This is a genomic window from Actinoplanes sp. NPDC049681 (assembly GCF_044465265.1).
Lineage (GTDB): Bacteria > Actinomycetota > Actinomycetes > Mycobacteriales > Micromonosporaceae > Actinoplanes.
In genome coordinates this window covers 139,412-161,691 of the sequence record NZ_JBITLP010000009.1, presented here as the reverse complement: position 1 = coordinate 161,691, position 22,280 = coordinate 139,412, and the positions used below count along the sequence as shown (strand labels likewise).

At 72.1% G+C, this 22,280-nt stretch carries 18 protein-coding genes; 13 read left to right on the top strand and 5 right to left on the bottom strand.

Features of this window, described 5'->3' with window-relative positions:
- Positions 1-70 precede the first annotated feature (70 nt).
- The 10 genes from ACIBO8_RS30745 to ACIBO8_RS30700 all read left to right on the top strand — a co-directional run bounded on the left by ACIBO8_RS30745 (position 71) and on the right by ACIBO8_RS30700 (position 13,537).
- A complete protein-coding gene (locus ACIBO8_RS30745; protein ID WP_396118874.1) occupies positions 71-1,120 on the top strand; it encodes a Gfo/Idh/MocA family protein in 1,050 nt (349 codons plus the stop codon).
- The gene (locus tag ACIBO8_RS30740) at positions 1,117-2,082 is read left to right on the top strand and encodes an NAD-dependent epimerase/dehydratase family protein (protein ID WP_396118873.1); all 966 of its coding nucleotides are present in this window, start codon (positions 1,117-1,119) and stop codon (positions 2,080-2,082) included. The genes ACIBO8_RS30745 and ACIBO8_RS30740 overlap by 4 nt, the downstream gene beginning before the upstream one ends.
- A gap of 20 nt (positions 2,083-2,102) precedes the next feature.
- Positions 2,103-3,218 (top strand): DegT/DnrJ/EryC1/StrS family aminotransferase, encoded by a 1,116-nt coding sequence (locus ACIBO8_RS30735; RefSeq protein ID WP_396118872.1) that lies wholly within the window; start codon positions 2,103-2,105, stop codon positions 3,216-3,218.
- On the top strand, positions 3,215-3,841 hold the full coding sequence (locus tag ACIBO8_RS30730; RefSeq protein ID WP_396118871.1) for a NeuD/PglB/VioB family sugar acetyltransferase: 627 nt from the start codon (positions 3,215-3,217) through the stop codon (positions 3,839-3,841). Before ACIBO8_RS30735 ends, ACIBO8_RS30730 begins: the two co-directional genes overlap by 4 nt.
- A 5-nt stretch (positions 3,842-3,846) precedes the next feature.
- On the top strand, positions 3,847-4,956 hold the full coding sequence (locus ACIBO8_RS30725) for a DegT/DnrJ/EryC1/StrS family aminotransferase (RefSeq protein ID WP_396118870.1): 1,110 nt from the start codon (positions 3,847-3,849) through the stop codon (positions 4,954-4,956).
- A 232-nt stretch (positions 4,957-5,188) separates the two neighbouring features.
- On the top strand, positions 5,189-8,839 hold the full coding sequence (locus ACIBO8_RS30720; RefSeq protein ID WP_396118869.1) for a DUF4082 domain-containing protein: 3,651 nt from the start codon (positions 5,189-5,191) through the stop codon (positions 8,837-8,839).
- 126 nt (positions 8,840-8,965) lie between these two features.
- A complete protein-coding gene (locus ACIBO8_RS30715; protein WP_396118868.1) occupies positions 8,966-9,817 on the top strand; it encodes a hypothetical protein in 852 nt (283 codons plus the stop codon).
- On the top strand, positions 9,814-11,193 hold the full coding sequence (locus ACIBO8_RS30710) for an O-antigen ligase family protein (protein WP_396118867.1): 1,380 nt from the start codon (positions 9,814-9,816) through the stop codon (positions 11,191-11,193). Before ACIBO8_RS30715 ends, ACIBO8_RS30710 begins: the two co-directional genes overlap by 4 nt.
- A 188-nt stretch (positions 11,194-11,381) precedes the next feature.
- Positions 11,382-12,077, top strand: coding sequence for a class I SAM-dependent methyltransferase (locus ACIBO8_RS30705; RefSeq protein ID WP_396118865.1), 696 nt, complete (start codon positions 11,382-11,384; stop codon positions 12,075-12,077).
- Positions 12,074-13,537 (top strand): lipopolysaccharide biosynthesis protein, encoded by a 1,464-nt coding sequence (locus ACIBO8_RS30700; protein ID WP_396118864.1) that lies wholly within the window; start codon positions 12,074-12,076, stop codon positions 13,535-13,537. The genes ACIBO8_RS30705 and ACIBO8_RS30700 overlap by 4 nt, the downstream gene beginning before the upstream one ends.
- Positions 13,538-13,656: 119 nt before the next feature.
- Here the strand turns inward: ACIBO8_RS30700 and ACIBO8_RS30695 are convergent, their stop codons facing one another.
- The 3 genes from ACIBO8_RS30695 to ACIBO8_RS30685 are packed head-to-tail and all read right to left on the bottom strand — an operon-like array spanning position 13,657 to position 17,122.
- The gene (locus ACIBO8_RS30695) at positions 13,657-14,871 is read right to left on the bottom strand and encodes a glycosyltransferase family 4 protein (RefSeq protein ID WP_396118863.1); all 1,215 of its coding nucleotides are present in this window, start codon (positions 14,869-14,871) and stop codon (positions 13,657-13,659) included.
- Entirely contained in the window at positions 14,871-16,052 is a 1,182-nt protein-coding gene (locus ACIBO8_RS30690; protein ID WP_396118862.1) for a glycosyltransferase, read from the bottom strand. The genes ACIBO8_RS30695 and ACIBO8_RS30690 overlap by 1 nt, the downstream gene beginning before the upstream one ends.
- A gap of 20 nt (positions 16,053-16,072) precedes the next feature.
- Entirely contained in the window at positions 16,073-17,122 is a 1,050-nt protein-coding gene (locus tag ACIBO8_RS30685; protein WP_396118861.1) for a hypothetical protein, read from the bottom strand.
- Between the two features lie 179 nt (positions 17,123-17,301).
- Between ACIBO8_RS30685 and ACIBO8_RS30680 the strand changes: the two genes are divergently transcribed.
- Positions 17,302-17,958, top strand: a complete 657-nt coding sequence (locus ACIBO8_RS30680) for a methyltransferase domain-containing protein (protein WP_396118860.1) — start codon at positions 17,302-17,304, stop codon at positions 17,956-17,958.
- On the opposite strand, the gene ACIBO8_RS30675 is transcribed toward ACIBO8_RS30680, so the two are convergent.
- Together ACIBO8_RS30675 and ACIBO8_RS30670 are read right to left on the bottom strand one after the other, a co-directional pair.
- Complete coding sequence (locus tag ACIBO8_RS30675; protein ID WP_396118859.1) at positions 17,945-18,970, bottom strand: hypothetical protein; 1,026 nt, start codon at positions 18,968-18,970, stop codon at positions 17,945-17,947. The two genes, ACIBO8_RS30680 and ACIBO8_RS30675, sit on opposite strands and share 14 nt — an antisense overlap.
- Positions 18,967-20,178, bottom strand: coding sequence for an MFS transporter (locus ACIBO8_RS30670; protein WP_396118858.1), 1,212 nt, complete (start codon positions 20,176-20,178; stop codon positions 18,967-18,969). Before ACIBO8_RS30670 ends, ACIBO8_RS30675 begins: the two co-directional genes overlap by 4 nt.
- A 201-nt stretch (positions 20,179-20,379) precedes the next feature.
- On the opposite strand from ACIBO8_RS30670, the gene ACIBO8_RS30665 reads away from it, so the two are divergent.
- Positions 20,380-21,222: a glycosyltransferase family 2 protein gene (locus ACIBO8_RS30665; protein WP_396118857.1), complete on the top strand. Its 843-nt coding sequence runs from the start codon at positions 20,380-20,382 to the stop codon at positions 21,220-21,222.
- Entirely contained in the window at positions 21,219-22,121 is a 903-nt protein-coding gene (locus ACIBO8_RS30660; RefSeq protein ID WP_396118856.1) for a glycosyltransferase, read from the top strand. Before ACIBO8_RS30665 ends, ACIBO8_RS30660 begins: the two co-directional genes overlap by 4 nt.
- The last annotated feature ends 159 nt before the right edge of the window (positions 22,122-22,280 follow it).

Genomic DNA, 22,280 nt, shown 5'->3' with positions numbered 1-22,280 from the left:
CTCGACCGAGCGCCGGCGCGTTCCCGCTTTTCCGGCGAAGCCCCGGCTTCCAGAACGAAACGGATGTTCTGTGACACCCATCGGAATAGCCGTCGTCGGTGCCGGTTACTGGGGCCCGAACCTCGTCCGCAATTTCCAGTCCGCCCCGGCCTTCCGGCTGCGCTGGCTGTGCGACCTCGACGTCGAGCGGGCCGGGCGGGTGCTCGGCAGCTACTCCACCGTGCGGGTCTCCGCCGAGCTGGACGAGATCCTCGCCGACCCCGACGTGCACGCCGTCGCCGTCGCGACCCCGGCCGGCACGCATCTGCCGGTCGCGATGGCCGCCCTGCGGGCCGGCAAGAACGTACTCGTCGAGAAGCCGCTCGCCGCCACCCACGAGCAGGGCCGCCGGCTGGTCGAGGAGGCCGACCGGCGTGGCCTGACGCTGATGTGCGACCACACCTACTGCTACACCCCGGCGGTGCTGCGCATCCGCGAGCTGCTGCATTCCGGCGAGCTGGGGGAGCTGCACTTCCTGGATTCCGTACGGATCAATCTCGGGCTGGTGCAGCGCGACATCGACGTGGTCTGGGACCTGGCGCCGCACGACCTGTCGATTCTCGACTTCGTGCTGCCGCCGGGCGTGACCCCGGTGGCCGTCGCCGCGCACGGTGCCGACGGCATCGGTGCCGGCCGGGCCTGTGTGGCATACCTGACGCTGCAGCTCAACACGGGCGCGATCGCGCACGTCCACGTCAACTGGCTGTCGCCGGTGAAGGTCCGTACGGCCATCTTCGGCGGCTCGAAACGCACCCTGGTGTGGGACGACCTCAACCCGGGTCAGCGGCTCGCCATCTACGACCGGGGCGTCGACGTGGCGTCGCCCGAGGAGCTGGGCGACGAGCAGCGGCGGGACATTCTGGTCTCGTACCGCTCCGGTGACATGGTGGCGCCGGCGCTGACCGAGCGGGAGGCGCTCAGGACGATGGTGGACGAGTTCGCGCGCGCCATCACCACGGGGACGCCCGCGCTGACCGACGGGCGGTCCGGGCTGCGCGTCCTGGAGATTCTGGAGGCTGCGTCGCGCAGCCTGGCCGGGGGAGGAACCATGATCGAACTGGACGAGAGGCGCACGGCGTGACGGGCGTGGACATCGAGGGCGTGCGCGCCCTGGTCACCGGCGGGGCGGGCACGATCGGCTCGCACGTCGTCGACGAACTCATCCGGGGCGGGGCGGCGGAGGTCGTCGTGCTCGACAACTTCGTGCGGGGCCGGCGGCAGAATCTGGCCCAGGCGATCGAGAACGGCCCGGTGCGCCTGGTCGAGGGCGACATCCGGGACCGCGCACTGGTACGCGAGGTGACCGCCGGCAAAGACCTCGTCTTCCACCTGGCGGCCATCCGCATCACCCAGTGCGCGGAGGAGCCCCGGCTGGCCAACGAGGTCCTGGTGGACGGCACGTTCAACGTCCTGGAGGCCGCCGCCGCCGAGAACGTCAGGAAGGTCATCGCCTCGTCGTCGGCGTCGGTGTACGGCCTGGCCGAGGAGTTCCCCACCACGGAGCGGCACCACCCGTACAACAACGACACCTTCTACGGCGCCGCGAAGGCGTTCAACGAGGCCGCGCTGCGCAGCTTCCATTCCATGTACGGTCTCGACTACGTCGCCCTGCGCTACTTCAACGTCTACGGCCCCCGGATGGACATCCACGGCCTGTACACCGAGGTGCTGATCCGCTGGATGGAGCGCATCGAGTCGGGCGCCGCGCCGCTGATCCTGGGCGACGGCCTGCAGACCATGGACTTCGTCCACGTCGCCGACATCGCCCGCGCCAACATCCTGGCGGCCCGGGCCGACGTCACCGACGAGGTGTTCAACATCGCCAGCGGCACCGAGACCAGCCTCAAGGAGCTGGCGCGGGCGCTCAGCGAGGTCATGAAGTCCGACCTGGCCCCGGAGCACGGCCCGGCCCGGGCGGTCAACGGGGTCACCCGCCGCCTGGCCGACACCGCCGCGGCGGAGCGGGAGCTGGGGTTCCGCGCCGAGATCGGCCTGCGGGAGGGCTTGCAGGGACTGGTGGACTGGTGGCGGGCGTCCCGGTGAGCGGGCGCAGGATTCCGGTGATGGTTCCCCTGCTGGGGGAGGAGGAGGCGCAGGCGGCGGCCGACGCCGTCCGGTCCGGCTGGGTCGCGCAGGGCCCCCGCGTCGCCCGCTTCGAGCAGGAGTTCGCGGCGGCCGTGGGCGCCGCGCACGGCGTCGCCGTCAGTTCCTGCACCACGGCACTGCACCTGGCGCTGGTGCTGCTCGGCGTCGGGCCCGGCGACGAGGTCGTCGTGCCGTCGCTGTCGTTCATCGCCACCGCCAACGCGGTCCGCTACGTCGGTGCGACGCCCGTCTTCGCCGACGTCGACCTCGCCACCGGCAACCTCACCGTGGACACGATCGAGGCCGTCCGCACGCCGCGTACGCGGGCGGTCATCGCCGTGCACCAGGGCGGCGTACCGTTCGACACCGCGGCGCTGCGCAAAGCCGCCGACGGCTGGGGTGTGGGCCTGGTCGAGGATGCCGCGTGCGCGGCCGGTTCCACCGCGTACGGCCAGCCGGCCGGCGCCGGCGCCGCGATCGCGGCGTGGTCGTTCCATCCGCGCAAACTCATCACGACCGGCGAGGGCGGCATGGTCACCGTCGACGACGCCGGACACGCCGCGCGGCTGCGCCGGCTGCGCGAGCACGGCATGAACGTCTCGGCCGCCGACCGGCACGCCAGCGCCCAGCCGGTGCTGGAGGCGTACCTGGAGACCGCCTACAACTACCGGATGACCGACATCCAGGCGGCGGTCGGCCTGGTCCAGCTCGGCCGGCTGCCCGGCCTGGTCACGCAGCGCCGGGCGCTCGCCGCCCGCTACCAGGAGCTGCTGGCCGGCGTCGACGGCCTGGTGCCGGTGCGGGACCCGGCGTACGGGCACACCAACTACCAGTCGTTCTGGGTGCTGCTGAACCCCTCGTTCGGTACGAGCCGGGACGAGGCGCTGGCGGAGCTGGCCGCCCGCGGCGTGTCCGCCCGCCGGGGCATCATGGCCGCGCACCTCGAACCGGCGTACGCCGACGTGACGCCCGGGCCGCTGCCGGTGACCGAGCGGCTGACCCGTGACTCGCTGATCCTGCCGCTGCACCACGCGCTGACCGAGGACGACCAGGACCACGTCGTCGGCGTCCTGCGCGACCTGGCCCGCCGGTGAGAGACCTCGTCATCGTCGGTGCCGGCGGCTTCGCCCGCGAGACGGCCGCGGCCGCTGAGGCCACCTGGCGGGTCCGGGGTTTCGTCGACGACGACCCGGCGCTGCACGGCACCGAGCGCTCCGGGCTGCCGATCCTCGGTGCCGTGGACAGCGTGCTCGCCATGCCGGACGCGGCGGTCGTGGTCTGCGTGGGCAATCCGCGTGCCTACGACGTCCGGCAACGCATCGTGCAGCGCCTCGGCCTGCCGGGGGAGCGGTACGCCACGGTCGTGCACCCGGCCGCCGAGATCGGTGCCGGCAGCGTCGTCGGGCCGGGCAGCGTCGTGCTCGCCGGCACGGTGCTGACCGCCGACGTCGCCGTGGGATCGCACGTGGCGGTCATGCCTCAGGCCGTACTGACCCACGACGACCGGGTGGGCGACTACGCGACCGTGGCCTCGGGCGTACGGCTGGGCGGCGGCGTGGTCGTCGCAGCCGGCGCGTACGTGGGAGCCGGTGCCCTCGTCCGCGAGGGAGTGACGGTGGGCGCCCGGTCGCTCGTCGGCATGGGAGCCGTGGTGCTCGAGGACGTACCGCCGGATGAGATCTGGGCCGGCAATCCGGCCCGCAAGCTACGGAGTTGACGACCATGACCCGTATCCCGCTCGTCGACCTGGCCGCCGCGCACGCGGAGGTGGCCGAGGAGGTCGAGGCCGGCTTCAAGCGCGTCCTCGCCGAGACCGCATTCGTCGGGGGTGCGGAGGTGGCCGCGTTCGAGCAGGAGTACGCCGCGTTCTCCGGCGTACCGTTCTGCGTCGGCGTGGCCAACGGCACCGACGCCCTCGAACTGGCCCTGCGGGCCGTCGGTGCCGGCCCCGGCGCCGAGGTGATCCTGCCGGCCAACACGTTCATCGCCACCGCCGAGGCGGTGGCTCGCGCGGGCGCCCGGGTGGTGCTCGTCGACTGTGAACCCGGCACCTACCTGATGGACACCGAGGCGGCGCTCGCCGCCGTCACGCCCGCCACCCGGGCCATCGTGCCCGTGCACCTGTACGGACAGATGGCACCGATCGAGCGGCTACGATCGGGACTCCGCGGGCGCGACGTGGCCGTCGTCGAGGACGCCGCCCAGTGCCAGGGCGCCACCCGGCACGGCAGCGGCGCCGGGTCGGGCGGGATCGCCGCCACCAGCTTCTACCCCGGCAAGAACCTCGGCGCGTACGGCGACGCCGGCGCGGTCGTGACCACGTCGCCGGAGCTGGCCACCACGGTACGCACCCTGGGCAGCCACGGCGGCCTCACCAAGTACACCCACGACCTGATCGGGATGAACAGCCGCCTGGACGGCGTGCAAGCGGTCGTTCTCCGCGCGAAGCTGGCCCGCCTGGCCGGCTGGAACGAGCGCCGCCGCGCGGCCGCGGCCCGCTACGACGAGCTGCTCGCCGGCCTCGACGTGGTTCTCCCGCAGACGCTCGACGGCAACGAACACGTCTGGCACATCTACTGTGTCCGCATTCCGGGCGACGGTACGCCCGCCCGGCGCGACGAGGTGCTGGCGCGCCTCCACGCGGCCGGCGTGGGCGCGGCTGTCCACTACCCGGTGCCCGTGCACCGTACGGGTGCGTTCGCCGCGCTGGGAGGATCGTTCCCCACCGCCGAGGCCGCCGCGCCCGAGCTGTTGTCCCTGCCCATCTACCCGCAGATCACCGCGGCCCAGCAGGAGGCGGTGGCAGCGGCGCTGGCCGTCGCATTGCGCTAGGCGGCGATTGCGCATTTGCCCGACTTCGGCGAATGGACCCGGTCCGTTATCCGACATTCCCCGGACCTGTCTCTGGCCTATCGGTGGAGTACGAGCAATGGGCACCCGATCTATTGTCGGTTGTGGACCGGTCACGTCGGCCGTGCAATTCTGCGACACCTGCCTGAATGGTGGAAACGCACCCTCCGATCGGCGGAGGAAAAGGAATTCCTCAGCGGAGAGGCGCGACATCATGGACATTGCAGGCCCCCTGCGCAGGCTGGTGGCGATGGGCGCCACCTGCGCGCTCATCACGGCCGGCGCCGTCGGCAGCGTGTCCGTGGCCGCGTCGGCGGCCACCTGCTCGCCGAACCCCGTCGTGTGCGAGAACGCCAAGGCCGGCACCGCACCGGACGTCTGGCAGATAACCGGCGCGGGTGACGAGACGCTGCAGGGCTTCGCGACGGACATGAGCGTCAACGCGGGCGGCACCGTGAGCTTCAAGGTGCGGGCGGAGCACGCGTACACCATCGATATCTACCGGCTCGGCTACTACGGCGGCAACGGCGCCCGTAAGGTGACGTCGTTGTCCGGCACGTTCCCGGCCCAGAACCAGAACACCGCCTGCGTGACGGACGTGCCGACGCAGATCTACGACTGCGGCACCTGGGCCGTGTCGGCGAGCTGGCCGGTGCCGGCGACCGCCGTCTCCGGCGTCTACTTCGCCCTGCTGACCCGCACGGACGACGGCGGCGCCAGCCACGTCACGTTCGTGGTTCGCGACGACACCAGCACGTCCGACGTCATCTTCAAGACGTCCGACGCCACCTGGCAGGCGTACAACAACTACGGCGGGGCCAACTTCTACTCCGGGCCCAACGGCCGCGCCACCAAGCTCAGCTACAACCGGCCCTTCGCCACCAGGGGCGCCTTCGACGGGCGCGACTTCCTGTTCAGCACCGAGTACCCGGCGATCCGCTTCCTCGAGCGCAACGGCTACGACGTCACGTACACCACCGACGTCGACGGCGACCGGCACGGCGGCCTCATCGAGAACCACAAGGTCTTTCTCTCCGTCGGCCACGACGAGTACTGGTCGGGCCCGCAGCGCACGGCGGTCGAGGCCGCCCGCGACGCCGGCACCAGCCTCGCCTTTCTCAGCGGCAACGAGGTCTACTGGAAGACCCGGTGGGAGACCAGCAAGGACGGCGCGAACACCGACCACCGCACGCTGGTCTGCTACAAGGAGACGTGGGACAGCCGCAAGAGCGACCCCACCCCGGAGTGGACCGGCACCTGGCGCGATCCGCGCTTCAGCCCGCCGGCCAACGGCGGCCGGCCGGAGAACGCGCTGACCGGCACCGCCTTCATGTCCAACAGCGACGACCTCACGATGCAGGTGCCGGCGGCGCAGGGCAGGAACCGCTTCTGGCGCAACACCTCGGTGGCGAACCTGGCGGCCGGGTCCACCGCCACGCTGGCCCCGCACACCATCGGGTACGAATCGGACGAGGACCTGGACAACGGGTTCCGCCCGGCCGGCCTGATCCGCCTGTCGACGACCACCGGCGACACCCCCGAGTACCTGCGCGACTTCGGCGAGGTCGTCACCCCCGGCACCACCACCCACCACATGACGCTCTACCGGGCACCCAGCGGCGCGCTGGTGTTCGGCGCCGGCACCATCCAGTACGCCTGGGGGCTGGACGCCGATCACGACAGCTCCTTCGACCCGGTCGCGCCCGCCGACATCCGGATGCAGCAAGCCACGCTGAACCTGCTGGCGGACATGAAAGTGCAGCCGGCGACGCGGATGAGCGGGCTCGTCGCCGCCACGGCGTCCACCGACACCGCCGGGCCGGCGGTCACCATCACCTCGCCGGCCTCGGGCGCCTCCGCCGCGAACGGCGCGAAGGTCACCGTGTCGGGCACGGCCACCGACGCCGGCGGCGTGGTGGCGGGCGTCGAGGTCTCGCTGGACAACGGCACCACCTGGCATCCGGCCGCGGGGACCACGAGTTGGTCGTACAGTGGCATCGTCACCGGCGACGGCGGGACGACCATCAAGGTGCGGGCCGCCGACGACAGCGCCAACCTCGGCGCGGCCGCTTCCCGCACGCTCGCGCTGACCGGCTCGACCAGCCTGTTCGGCAACCGGGTCCCCGACACCCCGGCGTCCGGCGACACCTCCGCCGCCGAGCTGGGCGTCAAGGTGGTCCCGCAGACCGACGGATTCGTCAAGGGCGTGCGGTTCTACAAGGGCACCGGCAACACGGGCACCCACACCGGCAGCCTCTGGTCGGAGAACGGCGATCTGCTCGCCGGCGGCACGTTCAGCGGCGAGACGGCGACCGGCTGGCAGACGCTGGTGTTCTCGCCCGCCGTCCCGGTGGTCGCGGGCACGACGTACGTCGCGTCGTACAGCGCGCCGAACGGGCACTACGCGGCGGATCCGTGGGCGTTCTCCTACAACCCGTACGTGGCGTCGCCGCTGAGCTCGCCGCGCAGCCAGGACTCGGCCGGCAACGGTGTGTACGGCGCGCCCGGCGACTTCCCGGTGCGCTCGTACAACGCCACCAACTACTACGTGGACGTGTTGTTCGACTCGTCGGCGCTGACGATGCCGACCGTCACCTCGGTCACCCCGACGCCGAACGCTGTGTACGTACCCGTCTCGGCGCAGCCGACCGCGACCTTCAGCAAGCCGATCAACGCGTCCAGCGTGCAGTTCTCCGTGAAGGGTGCCGGCAACGCCTCGGTCGCCGGGTCGACGGCCTACGACGCCACTACGAGGACGGCCAGGTTCGCCCCGGTGGACCCGCTCGCTGCGGGCCAGCAGTTCACCGCGGAGGTGACCGCCTCGGACACCAACGGCAATGCGATGGCGGCCCCCCAGACCTGGACGTTCACCACCGATCCGGCCTCGACCACGGTCAGCAAGCTCTTCTCCGCCGTCGACACGCCGGCGACGCCGGCGGTGAAGGACTCCGGGGCCATCACGCTGGGCGTGCGGTTCACCCCGAGCGTCAACGGCTCCGTGATCGGCGTGCGGTTCTACAAGGGTACGGGCAACGGCGGCACACACGTCGGCAGCGTGTGGTCGTCGACCGGCACCCGGCTGGCCTCGGCGACGTTCGTCAGCGAGTCGTCGAGCGGCTGGCAGACGGTGTACTTCACCGATCCGGTGCAGGTGACGGCGGGCACGACCTACCTGGCGTCGTACTTCGCCCCCCGCGGCAACTACGCGGCGACCGGTGGCTTCTTCACCTCGAAGTGGACGAACGGCCCGCTGAGCGCCTCCGCCGGCAACAACGGCGTGTACGTGTACGGCTCGGACGCCTTCCCGACGACCTCGTACGGCAGCACCAACTACTGGGTCGATCCGCTGTTCGTCGCCGCCCCGACCGAGCCGCAGCCGCCCCAGCCGACCGTTCCGCCCGGCGCCGTCACCGTGTTCCCCGCCTCGGCCACCCCGGTGAACGCGCAGTGGAACGACCCGGCGGCCATCGAGGTCGGCGTGGCCTTCACCTCCGACGTCGCGGGCACGGTCAACGGGGTGCGGTACTACAAGGGCTCCGACAACAGCGGCACCCACACCGGCTCGCTGTGGTCGAACGCGGGCGTGCTGCTGGCCACCGGCACCTTCGTGAGCGAGTCCGACACCGGCTGGCAGACGATGCTGTTCTCGTCACCGGTCAGCATCACGCCGGGTACGACCTACGTGGTGTCGTACGCCATGACGGACGGCCACTACGCGGTGGATCTGAACGGGCTGTCGTCCGGGGCGAACAACGCACCGCTGCACGTGCCGTCGCAAGGCGGGCGCTACAAGTACGGAGCGGGGTTCCCGTCGGGCACGGCGAATCACAACTTCTGGGTCGACCCGATCTTCATCGCCGCGTGAACAGGTGTCGGCTGTCCGATCCGATCGAGCCCGATGACGGATGGCTGACGCCCCGGTTCGCGGCTAGTGTCGGCCGTAATTCCTGGAGAGACGGTCGGTCGGGCGCGCCCGGCAGAGGGGAACGGCATGGACTTCTGGGACCTCACCAAGCTCCTGGTCCGCCGGTGGTACATCTCGGTAACCCTGCTGCTGCTGACGATCGCCGGAACCGCGTACACCGCGGTGGCGGTCGAACCCGACTACTCGATCACCGCGTACGTGCAGCTGATCCCGCCCACCGCGGTGTCGGACCCCGCCAAGGCGGCCCAGGCGCAGAATCCGTGGCTCGCGCTCGGCATCACGTCGCTGAGCAACGCCGCCATGGTGGCCACACAGGACCAGACGTTCCTCGACCAGCTGAAGGTCCAGGACGACAGCGCGAGCTTCGAGATCACCATCGGTGACCGTAACCCGGTCGCCATCGTGGAGGTCATCGCGCCCACCCTCGAGCAGGCGGAGTCGGCCACCGGGCTGATCACCAGCCACTACGAGCAGTCCGTGGAGATGCTGCAGAAGCAGTACGGCGTCAAGGTCGCCGACATGATCACCGCCTACCGGCTCGACAAGGGCGAGAACGTCAAGCGCCCGGGCGGGAAGGTCAAGCGCGCGGTGGTCGTGGTGTTCGCGATCGGCATCCTGATGACCGGCGGCGTGACCATCCTGTTCGACGCGCTGCTGCGCCGTCGCCGCCGCCCCAAGCCGCCCGCTGCCGGCGGTCCCGCCCCGCAGGTGGTGCGCCAGCGGACCGGCCCGGACGTCTCCGTGCCGGAGGACTGGGAGAAGACCAGGCCACTGACGCCGCACGCCTCGGCCGCGAACGGGAAGAACGGCGGCACCGTCGTGATCTCGTCGTCCGCCATGTCGGCGGACGCGACCATCCTCCTGCCCCGCACGCCCCGCGCAGGTGAGGCGGGGGCCGACGACGACCGCGGCAGATGACGGTGACCGCACCGGCCTTCCACGCGGACCTCGAACCGGCGCTCTTCGGCGAGCAGACCTACGCGACGCGGCGCAGGCCGGTGCGCCTGGACGCGGCGCTCGCGTTCGGGCTGACCATCTGCCTGCTCACCCTGATCCCGTCCCGGCTCATCGTGCCCGGCACGTCGGCCGACGTCGGCCGGCCCGGCACGGTGGTCTGCATGGTGATGTTCTGCTGGTGGGTCGGGACCCGGGGTAATCCCCGGCTCGCCATGCCCGGACCGCAGCCGGTGCGCTGGGCCGTGCTGCTCTACCTGCTGTCCATGCTGATCTCGTACGTGATCGGTTTCGAACGCGGGCTGACGCCGTTGGAGGCCAACGCCGCGGACCGGGCCCTGCTGGCGGGCGGCGCGGCCTTCATCGGCGCGATCCTGGTCGCCGCGGACGGCATCTCGAACTGGGACAGGCTCCGCGTCGCCCTGCAGGTCTTCGTCTGGTGCTGCGTCTACATGTCGGTCATCGGCCTGCTGCAGAAGGTGCTGCCGGTCAACATCGTCGAGTACATGACGGTGCCGGGCCTGTCCAATCTCGGCATCCCGGGATACCAGGAGCGCGGTGGTGGCCTGCGGGTGGCCGCCACGACCACGCACTATCTGGAGCTCGCCGCGACGTTGTCCATCGCGCTGCCGATCGCCATCCACTTCGCCAAGTTCGCCGCCACCCGCCAGAGCCGCCGATGGTTCGGGCTCGCCGCGTTCATGATCGTCGCCGGCATTCTCGTCACGATCTCGCGTACGGGAATCATCTCGGTGGTCATCGCGATCCTGATCCTCATGCCGCTCTGGACCTGGCGAACCCGCTACAACGTGATCGCCATGGGCGTGACCGCCGTCGTGGCGATGTCGGCGGTGCAGCCGTCGACGGTGCGCACCTTCTACGACATCTTCGCCAACGCGAGCGACGACTCGAGCATCGAGGTCCGCACCGAGCGGTACGCCATGGTGGGCTACTACTACAGCCAGCGCCCGTGGTGGGGCCGGGGCACCGGCACCTGGGAGCCGCCGATGTACCAGTTCCTGGACAACCAGTGGTTGCGCACCGCCCTCGAGGCGGGAGCCGTCGGCGTGGCGGTGCTGGCCGTGCTGCACCTGACCGCGATCGTCCTCGCCGGCATCGCGCTCCGCCGGGCGGGCGACCCCGCCGACCGCCACCTCTGCCTGGTGCTGATCTCGACTCAGGTGGTGGCCCTCTTCATCGCGTACACGTTCGACTCGCTGACCTACACGACGTATTCGCTCACGCTGGGAATGCTGATCGGGCTCTGCGGGGCCGTATGGCGATTCACCCATCCGTCCCGGGAAGTGCGCACCTCCACGCCCCGCTGGTTCGGTTCCTAGCGGAGTTGTCGGTTATCGGCAGTCGTGGATACGACGCGGCAACCCGTACGCGGAAAAGCGTTGCCTGCCGGGCGCGCAAGCACGACTGAAAGGCCGAGGAATCCCCGCGAGGGTCTCTGTATCTTGCGAGGGGAGAGCGAGGGGGACCTATGAAAGACAGCGCGACGGCGTCGATAGTGGACCGTTTGATGACCGACGGACCGGTGTTCCACGCCGGCGGAACGCGGACCTGGAACGCTCTCCCGGACACGCTGGGGCTGCTGGCCGCTCACGTCCGGGCGGGGGACCGGACGATCGAGACGGGTGCCGGCGCCTCCACCGTCGTCTTCACGGCGGCGGGCGCGGAGCACACCGCGATCAGCCCCGCCCCCGACGAGCACCAGCGCATCCGGGCCTACTGCGAGTCCGTCGGCCTGGACACGAGCCGGCTCTCGTTCGTGGCCGAGCCCAGTGACGCCGCGTTGCCGGCGCTGAAGCTCGACCGGCCGGTGGACCTCGCCTTCATCGACGGGAAGCACTCGTTTCCCCATCCCACCATCGACTTCCACTACGTGGAGCAGATGCTGGCCGTGGGCGGCGTGCTCGTCCTCGACGACGTCCCGATGCCCGCGGTGGCGGTCGTCTTCGGATTCATGCAGGGCTCGGCCGACTGGGAGCTGCTCGAGGTCGCCGACAACCGGGCGGCGGCGTTCCGCAAGCGGGCAGACGCGGACCCGGACGACAACTGGCATCTGCAGCCGTTCAACCGCGGCTATCCGGACTACTCGTTCGCCCCGCTGTCGCAGCGCATCCGCCTCAGCGCCCACCACCGGGTGCGGCAGGGCGCGCGCAAGCTCCGGGCCCAGCTGCCGGTCGGACGCCGGCGCGGCACGCCTGGCCGGTGACCACCGCCGAGGCCACGGAGGAGCCGTTCGGCACGGTGGTCCGGCGGGGGTTGGGCTGGAGCTTCCTCAGTAGCGTCGCAACCCGCGCCGGCACGGTGCTGAGCGGCATCGTGCTGGCGCGGCTGCTGTCGCCCGAGGACTACGGGCGGTTCACCGTCGCCCTGGTCGTGCTGCTCATCCTGGCGAACGTCAACGACCTCGGCCTCGAGCCGACCCTGGTGCGCTGGCCGGGCCGTATCCAGGAGATCGCGCCGACCGCGACGAGCATCATCCTCGGCGCGAGCTTCGTGCTGGCCACCGGGACCTTCCTCGGTGCGCCCGCGATCGCGACCGCCCTCGGCGCTCCCGACGCGGCCGGCATCGTGCGCCTGATGGCGGGCTCGGTGATGGTCAACGGCCTGTTCGCGGTCCCGTCGGCGATGCTCACCCGCTCCTTCCAGCAGGGCCGGCGGGCCACGGCGGACCTGACCGGCATGGTGGTGACGCTCGGGCTGTCGATCGTCCTGGCGTTGCTGGGCTTCGGCGCCTGGAGCCTGGCGTGGGGGCGTTTCGTCGGCAACATCGTCAACGGCGTCCTGCTCTTCGTCTTCGCCCCCGCGCGTTTCCGGCCCGGCTGGTCCCGGTCGGCGGCCCGGCACGTGCTGACCGCCGGCCTGCCCATCGCCGGCACGCTGCTGCTGGCGGTCGGCCTCATGAACGTCGACTACATCATGGTCGGGCGCCTGCTGGGTCCCGAGGCGCTCGGGCTCTACCTGCTGGCCTTCAACCTGTCGAGCTGGCCGGTGAGCATCCTTTCCGTCGCCGTCGCCCGGGTCTCCGTGCCGGCGTTCGCCCGGCTGCAACACGATCCGGGTGCCCTCAAAGCCGCGTTCTGCCGCTCGCTGACGCTCATCCTCGCCCCGACGACGCTGGCCGGCGCCCTGCTCGCCGTCTACGCCCTGCCGGCCACCCGGTTCGTCTACGGACCGAGGTGGGCGGCCGCCGCCGGGGCGCTGACCTTCCTGGCCGTGCTCGGGGCCCTGCGGGTGGCCATGCAGCTCGCCGCCGACGTGCTGACCGCCGCCGGCAAGGCCCGGCTGACCCTGCTCATCCAGGGCGGCTGGGTCGTCGCCCTGCTGCCGGCCCTGACCGTCGGCGCCCTGCACGGCGGCATCCGCGGTGCGGGAATCGCCCACTGCCTCGTCGCGCTGGGAGTCGCCGTCCCGCTGCACCTGGCGGCGCTCGTCACCCTGGGCATCAGGCCGCTGGACGTGCTGCGCTCCGCCGGGAGACCGGTGGCCGCCGGAGCGGTGGCGGTGGCGGTGGCGGTGGGCGTGCACCGGCTCGTCGGCGGTGACGTGGCCACGCTGCTCGTGGGCGGCCTGGCCAGCACGGCGGCGTTCGGCGTCGTCGCGTGGCCCCTGGTCCGGCTGGTCAGGGTCACCCGGCATCAGGCGGAGCCGACGACGTCCGCGGTGTAAGCGGCTGCCGTACGGCTCTGACCCGCCGGCTGGCGCCTGCCGGGCCGGAGGCGGCGTGCTTTGGCATCCCGGCACGCCGGCTGCGCGCTCGTTCGCTGATCAGCGGCGAAACGACTATCTCACCGGCTACGGCGGCGTTGTCGGCTTCGGATGGCTGGTCCTGACGCCGTCTTGAGGGACCCGGCGGCCCGAACTGCTGCGGTGCGTACGCCGTCCGCGGCCCGAACCCGCAACGCCGGCCGATCCGCGGCGGCCTCGCGGCACAGACCGTCGAGCTGCCGCGTCACGGACTCCAGGGAGTAATGGCGGACGACGAAGTCGCGGGAGAGTGCGCCCAGCTCGGCGAACCGCTCCGGCGCGCCCACGGTCCTCCGCACTTCGGCGATGAGCCGGTGGTCCGTGTCGTTGCCGTCGCCGAGGCCGTACATGCCCTGGTAGAGGAACTGATCGGCGGTCTCCGGGGTGAAGGCGGACACGAAGCCCTGCTCACCCACCACGATCGTCGGCTTCGCGAACGCCAGGGCGCGCAGCGAGGACCCGCCCATGCCGAGGACGACGTCGGCCGCCGCGTACGCCGGACGGGGATCGACGAGCGCCCCGGTCAGGACCACGGCGGGACGGCCGAGCGCCGCGTTGGTCTGCGCGGCGAGGTGCTCGAGGTGCTGGCGCGCGGTGCCGTCGCCCACGACGACGAACCGGAGGCGAGGCAGCTCGCGCCCGAGCACGGCCATGGCGCGTACGGTGCGGAGCAGCCCTTCCAGCTTCAGGTGCTCCACGAGGCGCGAGACGGTCACCAGCACGGTGTCGCCGGGGTCGAGGCCGTACCGGGCCCGGAACTCCCCGCCGTCCGCGGCATCCGGAGCGTTGTGGTGCACGTCGACCGGGGGCAGGAGCAGGCCGAGGCGGTCCCGGCCCGCCGAGCGCGCCCGGTCGACCAGCTCGGGAGTGCCGAAGGTGGTGAGCACGGCGCGGGGGATCAGCCGGGGCACCGTCATCGACATGACCGTGACGAGCAGCGGCACCCTCCGGGTGAGGTGCACCCCGTAATAGGAGTCGAGGCACTGTGGCCAGTCCCAGGCGTGCACGAGATCGGGCTTCTCGCGGCGGACCGCCTCCCGCAGGGCCCGCATGCGGCCCCACGACGGGTTCCAGGAGGGCTCCGGGGCCGGGAGGAACCGCAGGCCCTTCGCGGTGGCCAGCTCCACCATCGGACCCGGCGTCGCGAACAGCACCGGGTCGTGCCCGTGGGCGTCGCGCAGCTCGGCCGCCAGCTCGATCGCGTTCACCTGCGTGCCACCGACCTCCAGCCGGTGCGCGAAGACGAGGATCCTCATCAGCGCCGCACCTCCGCCGCACCGACACCGAGCAGCCCGGCGAACTGACCGGCACGCCGGTCCCAGCTGTGCTCGCGGGCGAAGGCTCGCCGGCGGGCGGCGAGTTCGGCCGTACGGGGTACGGCGAGAGCCTCCCGCACCCGCGCCGCGAACGCTTCCGGTGTCGGCGCGGTGCTGACCAGGTCGGTGCCCAGCCAGGTCACGGCGGGCAGCGGAGTGGCCACCACTCCTCGCCCGGCGGCGAGGTACTCGAGGGTCTTGAGCGGGAAACTGGCCCGGTTGAACGCGGTGTCCGCGTACGGCGTGAGGCCCACATCGATGAGCCGCAGGTACGACGGCATCTCCTCGTACGGCTTGGGCCCGGTCCAGCACACGTTGGGGCGTGCGGTCAGCGCGTCGAAGCGGGTGGTGTCGTAGCCGGGCGCCACCGGCCCCACGATCAGCAGCGACGACCCGGTGTCGGCGACCGCCTCCAGCAGGGCCAGGTCGATGCGGTCGTTGACGTGGCCGAGAAGCCCGGCGACCGGCCCGGGCAGGGACACTCCGGACGGGATCGGCGCGTCGTCGACCCGGGCGTAGGCGTCCGGCCGGCATCCGTTGGCGACGAGCTGCGCGTGGACACCGTTGCGGGCGTACCGCTCGCGGATGGCCTCGGAGACGACCGCGACCGCGTCCGCCCGGCGCAGGGAGGCGGCCTCCTCCCGCAGCAGCCAGTCCCGGGACAGCCCCACCATGCCCGCTCCGGCCACCAGGTCGTCGGTGACGTAGAAGACCCGGCGTCGCACCGGTAGCGGAGTGCCCGGATCCCCGAAACGGCTGCACACGACCGCGGCCAGCGGCTCCCGCGACGCCGGCCCGTACAGTTTCCGGACGGCCCGGCGGGTGGCCCGGCGGACCATCGGGGGCACCAGGCGGTGGACGGCGGGCCGGCTGAATCCCGGCACGACCGGGGTGACCAGGTGAGCCAGCCGCGGGGACAGCACCTGGAGCCGGGGCCGGTCCAGCAGCCCGGCGAGTTCCGGACGGTTGAAGCCGGTCAGGGCGGACACGATCGGTTCGACGAAGAGCACCGGAGCGAAGCGGCTGAGGGCCTCGGCCATGTTGCGGTCGTGCCCGGGCGGGCCGTCCCAGCGGCTGCCCGAGAAGTAGACGATGAGGTCGCCGCGGTGTCCGTCGAACATGGGGGAGGGCACTCCGTCTCTCATCGGTCCGCCGTGACCGGCCGGCCGGTGTCGGCCCAGACGTTGTCCTGCCAGACGTTGCCGCTGCCGCCCTTGTCCCAGTAGGCCACCGGGCCGTACTGGCCACTCTTGCCGAACACCTCGCGGCTGAACACGTTGCCGACCACTCTGATGTTGTACGAGGTGCCCTTCGCGCCGGAACCCGCGTACAGCGCGTACCCGCCGCCGGCCAGCAGATTGTGCTCGATCGTCGCGTCGTGCTGGACGCCGAAGTCCTGGAACAGCGCGACCGCCGCGGTCTGTTCGAGGGTGTTGACGACCGTGTTGTGGCGGATCACCAGGCGTTGTCCCGCCGGCGGGCCGGAGTTCGACTGGATCATGTCCGTGTGGTCGCCGTCGAAGTAGACCGGGTCGTGCAGGTAGTTGCCCTCGATCAGGCCGACGTTCGTCGACAGGGCGTCGGAGACCTTCGAGATGTCGTTGCGCAGGACCGAGATGTCGCCGCTGCCGAGGTTCAGGATGGCGTACTGGAGCCGGTCCTTGCCGTTGCCCCGGATCTCGCTGTCCTTGACGACCAGGCCCTTCGCCTCCGGCCGCTGCACGATGCCCCAGTTGCCGGCGTTGACCACCCGCGAGTTCTTGATGGTGACGTCGTTCGCCTCGACGCTGATCTCGCCGCGGATGTCGGCGCGGTCGATCACGGTGCCTGCCCTGCGTACGCGCAGCGAGGTGGTCGTTGCCGCCTTGAGCGTCACGCCGGCCGGCACACCGGTGCTGCCGTCGTCCGGGAAGGAACCCCGTGCCCGGGAAACGCCGCTGGTCGCCGGCCGGGCGGTGGTGGTCGAGCTGACGCTCACCGGCGGCCGGGAGTTCGGTGCGGACGCGCTGGGAGGCGTGCCGCTGGAGGAGGCGGACGGCGGCGCGGCCGGCGCAGGCGTACCGCTCGGCGGCAACTGCGCCGCGGCCGGCCGCCGGTCGTCGTTGCGCCCGGCCATCCACCAGGTGGCGGCGGCGAGGAGCGCTACGAGAGCGACACCGAGGAAAGCCCGCACTGCTATCGGCTTGTGCACACGAGCGGACTGTACCGGCGCCGCACCGCTCGCAAGAGAACCGTGAGTACCGATCGATGTGCCACTTTGGCCGGTCCGCCGCACCGGCCGGACGAAAAGTGGCGCCACGGTGTCGGATCGGCGACCGGAGGCACGGCGGCCCCTTGGGGCACGGTCCGGTGCCGGGCTAGGGTCCGCGGATGGGTTCACAGTCCATTCGGGAACGTGTGGTCGACCGCAACGAGTCCTGGGGTGGCCGGCGCCGGGCGCGCCGGTGGGAGTGGCTGGTGCGGGTCTTCCCCGACCTCGCCCGGATGTCGGTGATCGACCTCGGCGGGGACGCGGGGACCTGGACGCGGTCGCCGCTGCATCCGGAGCATGTGCACGTCGTCAACATCGACACCCCGCCGGCCGACGTGCCGAGCTGGATCACCGTCGACAAGGGCGACGCGTGCTCGCTGCCCGAGCGCATCGCTTCCGGCCGCTACGACCTCGTCTTCTCGAATTCCGTCATCGAGCACGTCGGCGGGCACGAGCGGCGGCTGCGGTTCGCCGAGTCGGTGCATCGGCTCGCGCCCGCGCACTGGGTGCAGACGCCGTACCGGTATTTCCCGGTGGAGCCGCACTGGATCGCGCCCGGGATGCAGTTCCTGCCGGTACGGGCCCGCGCGGTGCTCGCGCGCCGCTGGCCGCTGGCGCACGTGCGCTCCGCCGACCTGCGCGACGCCCTGACCGGGGTGCTCTGGACCGAGCTGCTCGACCGCAGCCAGATGCGGTACTACTTCCCCGATTCCGAGCTGCTCAGCGAGCGGCTCGCCGGACTGACCAAGTCGCTGATCGCGGTCAGGAAGGGCTGACGACCGCGGGGGACCACGCGTCCGGAACGAGCACCCGTGGCCGGCCGGTGCCGTCGGCCGGCACGGCCCAGACGTCGCTGGTGGCGGCGCCGGAGCCGGCGGTCCGCGGCAGCCCGTAGAGGATGGTCGCGTCGTCGAGCCACACCACCTGGTCGTCGACGCTGCGGGTCTCGGCCAGCACCGTCTCGGCCCCGGTCCGCAGGTCGTACACGGCCAGCCGCCACTGCCCCGCCGGCAGGTCGCCGTGCTTCTTGAAGCCGATGCGGGCGCCGTCCGGGGACAGCGACGGGCACTCGACGTCGGCTCGCACGGCCGTCATCCGGCGGCCGGAGACGGTGCCGCGGACCAGCCAGGTCCGGCCGCCTGTCGCCGCGGTGGCGTAGAAGGTGTCGTCGTCGCCGGCGAACGTGACGCCCCAGAAGTTGCGGTCCGCGCTGGTCACGGCGTGGCCCTCCACCTCGAGCCGGAACTTCTCCAGGTCGGTGTGCCGGCCGTCCGCGATCCTGGTGACGGTGGTGCGGGTCGAGAACTGGCCGGGGCTGGCGTACGAGTCGCCGTAGACGAACGTCGTCGTGGCCGCCAGGGCGCCGTCGCGGGACAACCGGGCCCGGCTCGGCAGGCCGGTCAGCGGCAGGTCCCCGCCAGGTGCCCAGTCGGCGGCGAGCACCTGCGCCCGGTACGTGTTGGTGATGCCCCGGCGCGCGGACAGGCACACCGAGCGGGCGGTGACCGCGTACACCCGCTCGCACGACACCTCGGTCACGGCGCGCGGGCCGTTCGGCGCGGTCAGCGGCACAAGGGCGAGCCGGCCGTACCCCTCGCCGAGGGCGGTGTTGCGGAAGACGAGATGGGGAACCGCCGCCACCGTCGCGAGGTCGGCGCGTGGCGCGCCCGGCGCTGAGTTGGCCGCCGCCTGCCGCTGGTGCACGCGCAGGACGTACGCTCCGGCCGCGACGACGGCGAGCAGTACGACGCCGAGCAGGACTGCCGTCCGCCTCCACCCGCTCGTCATCCGCGGACCTCCGCCGGACGCAGCAGCCACCAGGCGACCGGCAGGGCCGCGGCGAGGAGGGCGGCGACGAGCAGCAGGGCGTGACCCCGCCCGATCAGGACCCAGAGGCCGCCGAAGCCGAGCGCGGCCACGAAGCGGGTGAGCGCGACGACGGTCTGGGCCGCCGCGATCCCGCTGCCTCTGGCCTCGGCGCTGACCAGCCGGCTGACGAGGGCGGCGAGGACGCCGTCGGTGGCCGCGTAGAAGGTGCCGAGCAGCAGCAGGACGACCACCGTCCCGGCGGCGCCGCCGAACGGGCCACCGGCCGCCACGTACGCGGCGACCAGGGCGACGTGACCCCCGACGAGCACCCGCGCCCGGCCGATGCGGTCGGCCAGCCGGCCCAGCGGCAGCGCCAGTGCGAGGTACGCGACATTGGTACCCACGTACAGCAGGGGAAAGAAGCGCGCGGCGAGGTCGTCGCGTTGCTGCACCGCGAGGTAGAGGAACCCGTCGCCGACCGTCAGCACGCCCAGCAGGGCGGTCGCGGCCAGGGGGCGCCGCAGGCGGGCCCGGCCGACCTCTCGGACCATCGCGCGCAGCCGCAACCGGACCGCGGCACCGGTACGCAGATCGGGCACGAACAGGACCAGGACGACGAATCCGACGGCGCCGAAGGCGAACGACGTGACGAACACCGAGCCGTAACTGCCCGGCACGACCATGAGGAGCGCGAACGCGGCCAGCGGGCCCAGCACGGCGCCGACGGTGTCGAGGGTGCGGTGCACACCGAACGCCCGCCCGAGCACGGCGGGGTCGGACGCCCGGGCGATCAGCGCGTCGCGCGGCGCCGTGCGCAGCCCTTTGCCGAGCCGGTCGGCGGTGATCACAGCGGTGACGGCGGCGAAGCCGTGGGCCGGCAGCAGCGCGATCCGGCTGAGCGCCGAGACGCCGTACCCGGCTGCGGCGATCCATTTGGGACGCCCGCCGCGATCACCGGCGTAACCGCCGGCGATGCGGACCACCGCGCTCACGCCTTGGTAGAGGCCGTCGACGAATCCGTACGCGACATAGCCGAGCCCGACCTGGGTGGTGAGGTACAGCGGCAGCACCGCGGCGACCATCTCCGAGGACACGTCGGTGAGCATGCTGACCACGCCCAGGAGCAGGACGGTCGTCGCCACCCGGCCGGCGTGCCGGTCCGCCGGGGACCCGGGACGGTCGCGCATCGAGACGTACACGTATCGCCCCGCCTCTCTCTGCTGACTCGTCGGACCCCCATCGATACGCGCGCGAGGTGGTCGCCGCACTCGTCCGTGCGGACGATGCGCCACTCCCGACGGTCCTTCCACGATGGCCGTACGGCGCGTCCTGGGACCGGGATCCGACAGTCGGTGGTGCGCGTGCGGGCTCACGGAGATACTTCGTGCGTGATCAGCGTAGTGGTCCCCGCACACGACGAGGCGCCGGTCATCGGGCGGCTCCTGCGCGGGCTGCTGGCCGGTGCGCTGCCCGGCGAGCTCGAGATCGTCGTCGTGCCCAACGGCTGCACCGACGACACCGAGCGGGTGGCCAGGTCGTTCGGCGATCCCGTCCGGGTGGTGCCGCTGACCCGCGCCGGAAAGTACGCGGCACTGCGCGCCGGCGACGACCGGGCCACCGGCGCGGAGGTCGTCTACGTCGACGCCGACGTGGAGATCGGCGCGGCCGACGTGCGCCGCCTCGCCGCCGTCCTGCGGGAGCCCGGAGTGCTGGCGGCCGCCCCGCAACGGGTGGTCGCGACCGGGCGCTCGTCCTGGCCGGTGCGCTGGTACTACGACTTCTGGCAGGAGCTCCCGGTCGTCCGGGACGGGTTGTTCGGCCGCGGTGTGATCGCTGTCGCGCCGGAGGCCAGGCGGCGGCTGCGCGCCCTGCCCGACGTGATGGGTGACGACCTCGCCGCGTCGGTCGCATTCACCCGAGCCGAGCGGCGGGTGGTTGCCGAAGCGCGGGTGGTGGTGCACCCGCCGCGGACCCTGGGCGATCTGCTGCGTCGCCGCGTACGGTCGGTCACCGCGACCACCCAGCTGCAGCAGATCTCGGGAGGCGCGGTGGATTCGGCGCGTACCACCCGTGCGGACCTGATCCGGGTCGTGCGCGGGCGGCCGTCGGCGGCGCCGAAGCTGGCGGTGTTCCTGGCCGTCACCGCGGTCACCCGCTGGCGTGCGCGCCGTCCCATCCGCTCCGGCGACTTCACGACGTGGCTGCGCGACGAGAGCAGCCGCGCGGCATGAGGGTCGCCGTGGTCGTCGTGAGCTACAACAGTGCTGCTGTCCTGCCGGGTCTGCTGAACTCGCTGGACGACGGCCTGCGGGGTCTGGCCTGGCACCTCACCGTCGCGGACAACGCCTCGGCCGACGACAGCGTGGCCGTCGCCCGCCGGATGGTGCCCGGGTGCCGGATCGTGCAGACCGGGCGCAACGCCGGCTACGCGGCCGCGTTCAACGCGGCCGTGCAGGTGGCCGAGCCGTACGACGCGGTGCTGCTGCTCAACCCGGACGTACGGCTGAGCCCCGGATCGGTGGCGGCGATGACGGCCCGGCTCGGCGGGGACGGCCCGCGGCGGATCGGCATAGCCGTGCCGCGCATCCTCGACGAGCAGGGCGGTGTGGCGCTGTCGCTGCGCCGCGAGCCGACCATCGCCCGGGCCTTCGGCGAGGCGGTGCTCGGTCAGCGCGCCGGGCGGTTCGCGAGGCTCGGCGAGACGGTCGTCGACCGCGAGGCGTATTTCCGCGCCGGCACAGTGGACTGGGCCACCGGCGCGGTCATGCTGATCTCCCGTGAGTGCCTGGAGTCCTGCGGGCTCTGGGAGGAGCGGTTCTTCCTGTACTCCGAGGAGACCGAGTTCGCCTTGCGGGCCCGCGACCGCGGCTTCGGCACCGCCCTGGTGCCCGGCGCCGAGGTGGTGCACATCGGCGGGGAGTCGCGGGTGTCCCCGGCGCTCTGGAGCCTGCTGACGGTCAACCGCGTCCGGCTGTTCGGCATGCGCCACTCCCGGCCCGCCACGGCTCTCTTCTGGTCGGTGGTCCTCCTGCGCGAGGCCTCCCGGGCGGCGCTGGGGCATCCCCGCAGCCGCCGCGCGGTCGCTGCGCTCGTGCGCCCGAAGCGACTGCCGTTCCCGCCGGCCTCCTGACCGGCTTTTTGTTCGCGCGCCGTTCACGCGCCATTTCCACGACCATTCCCGGCGGTCGCCGGAAGGGTGACCCGCGCCGATCCGGTACGCCCGGCGCACATTGGCCGTTCCGAGGAGCGGAACCGACCCGGTCGGTCGGAGATATCGGAAGGCGCCGAG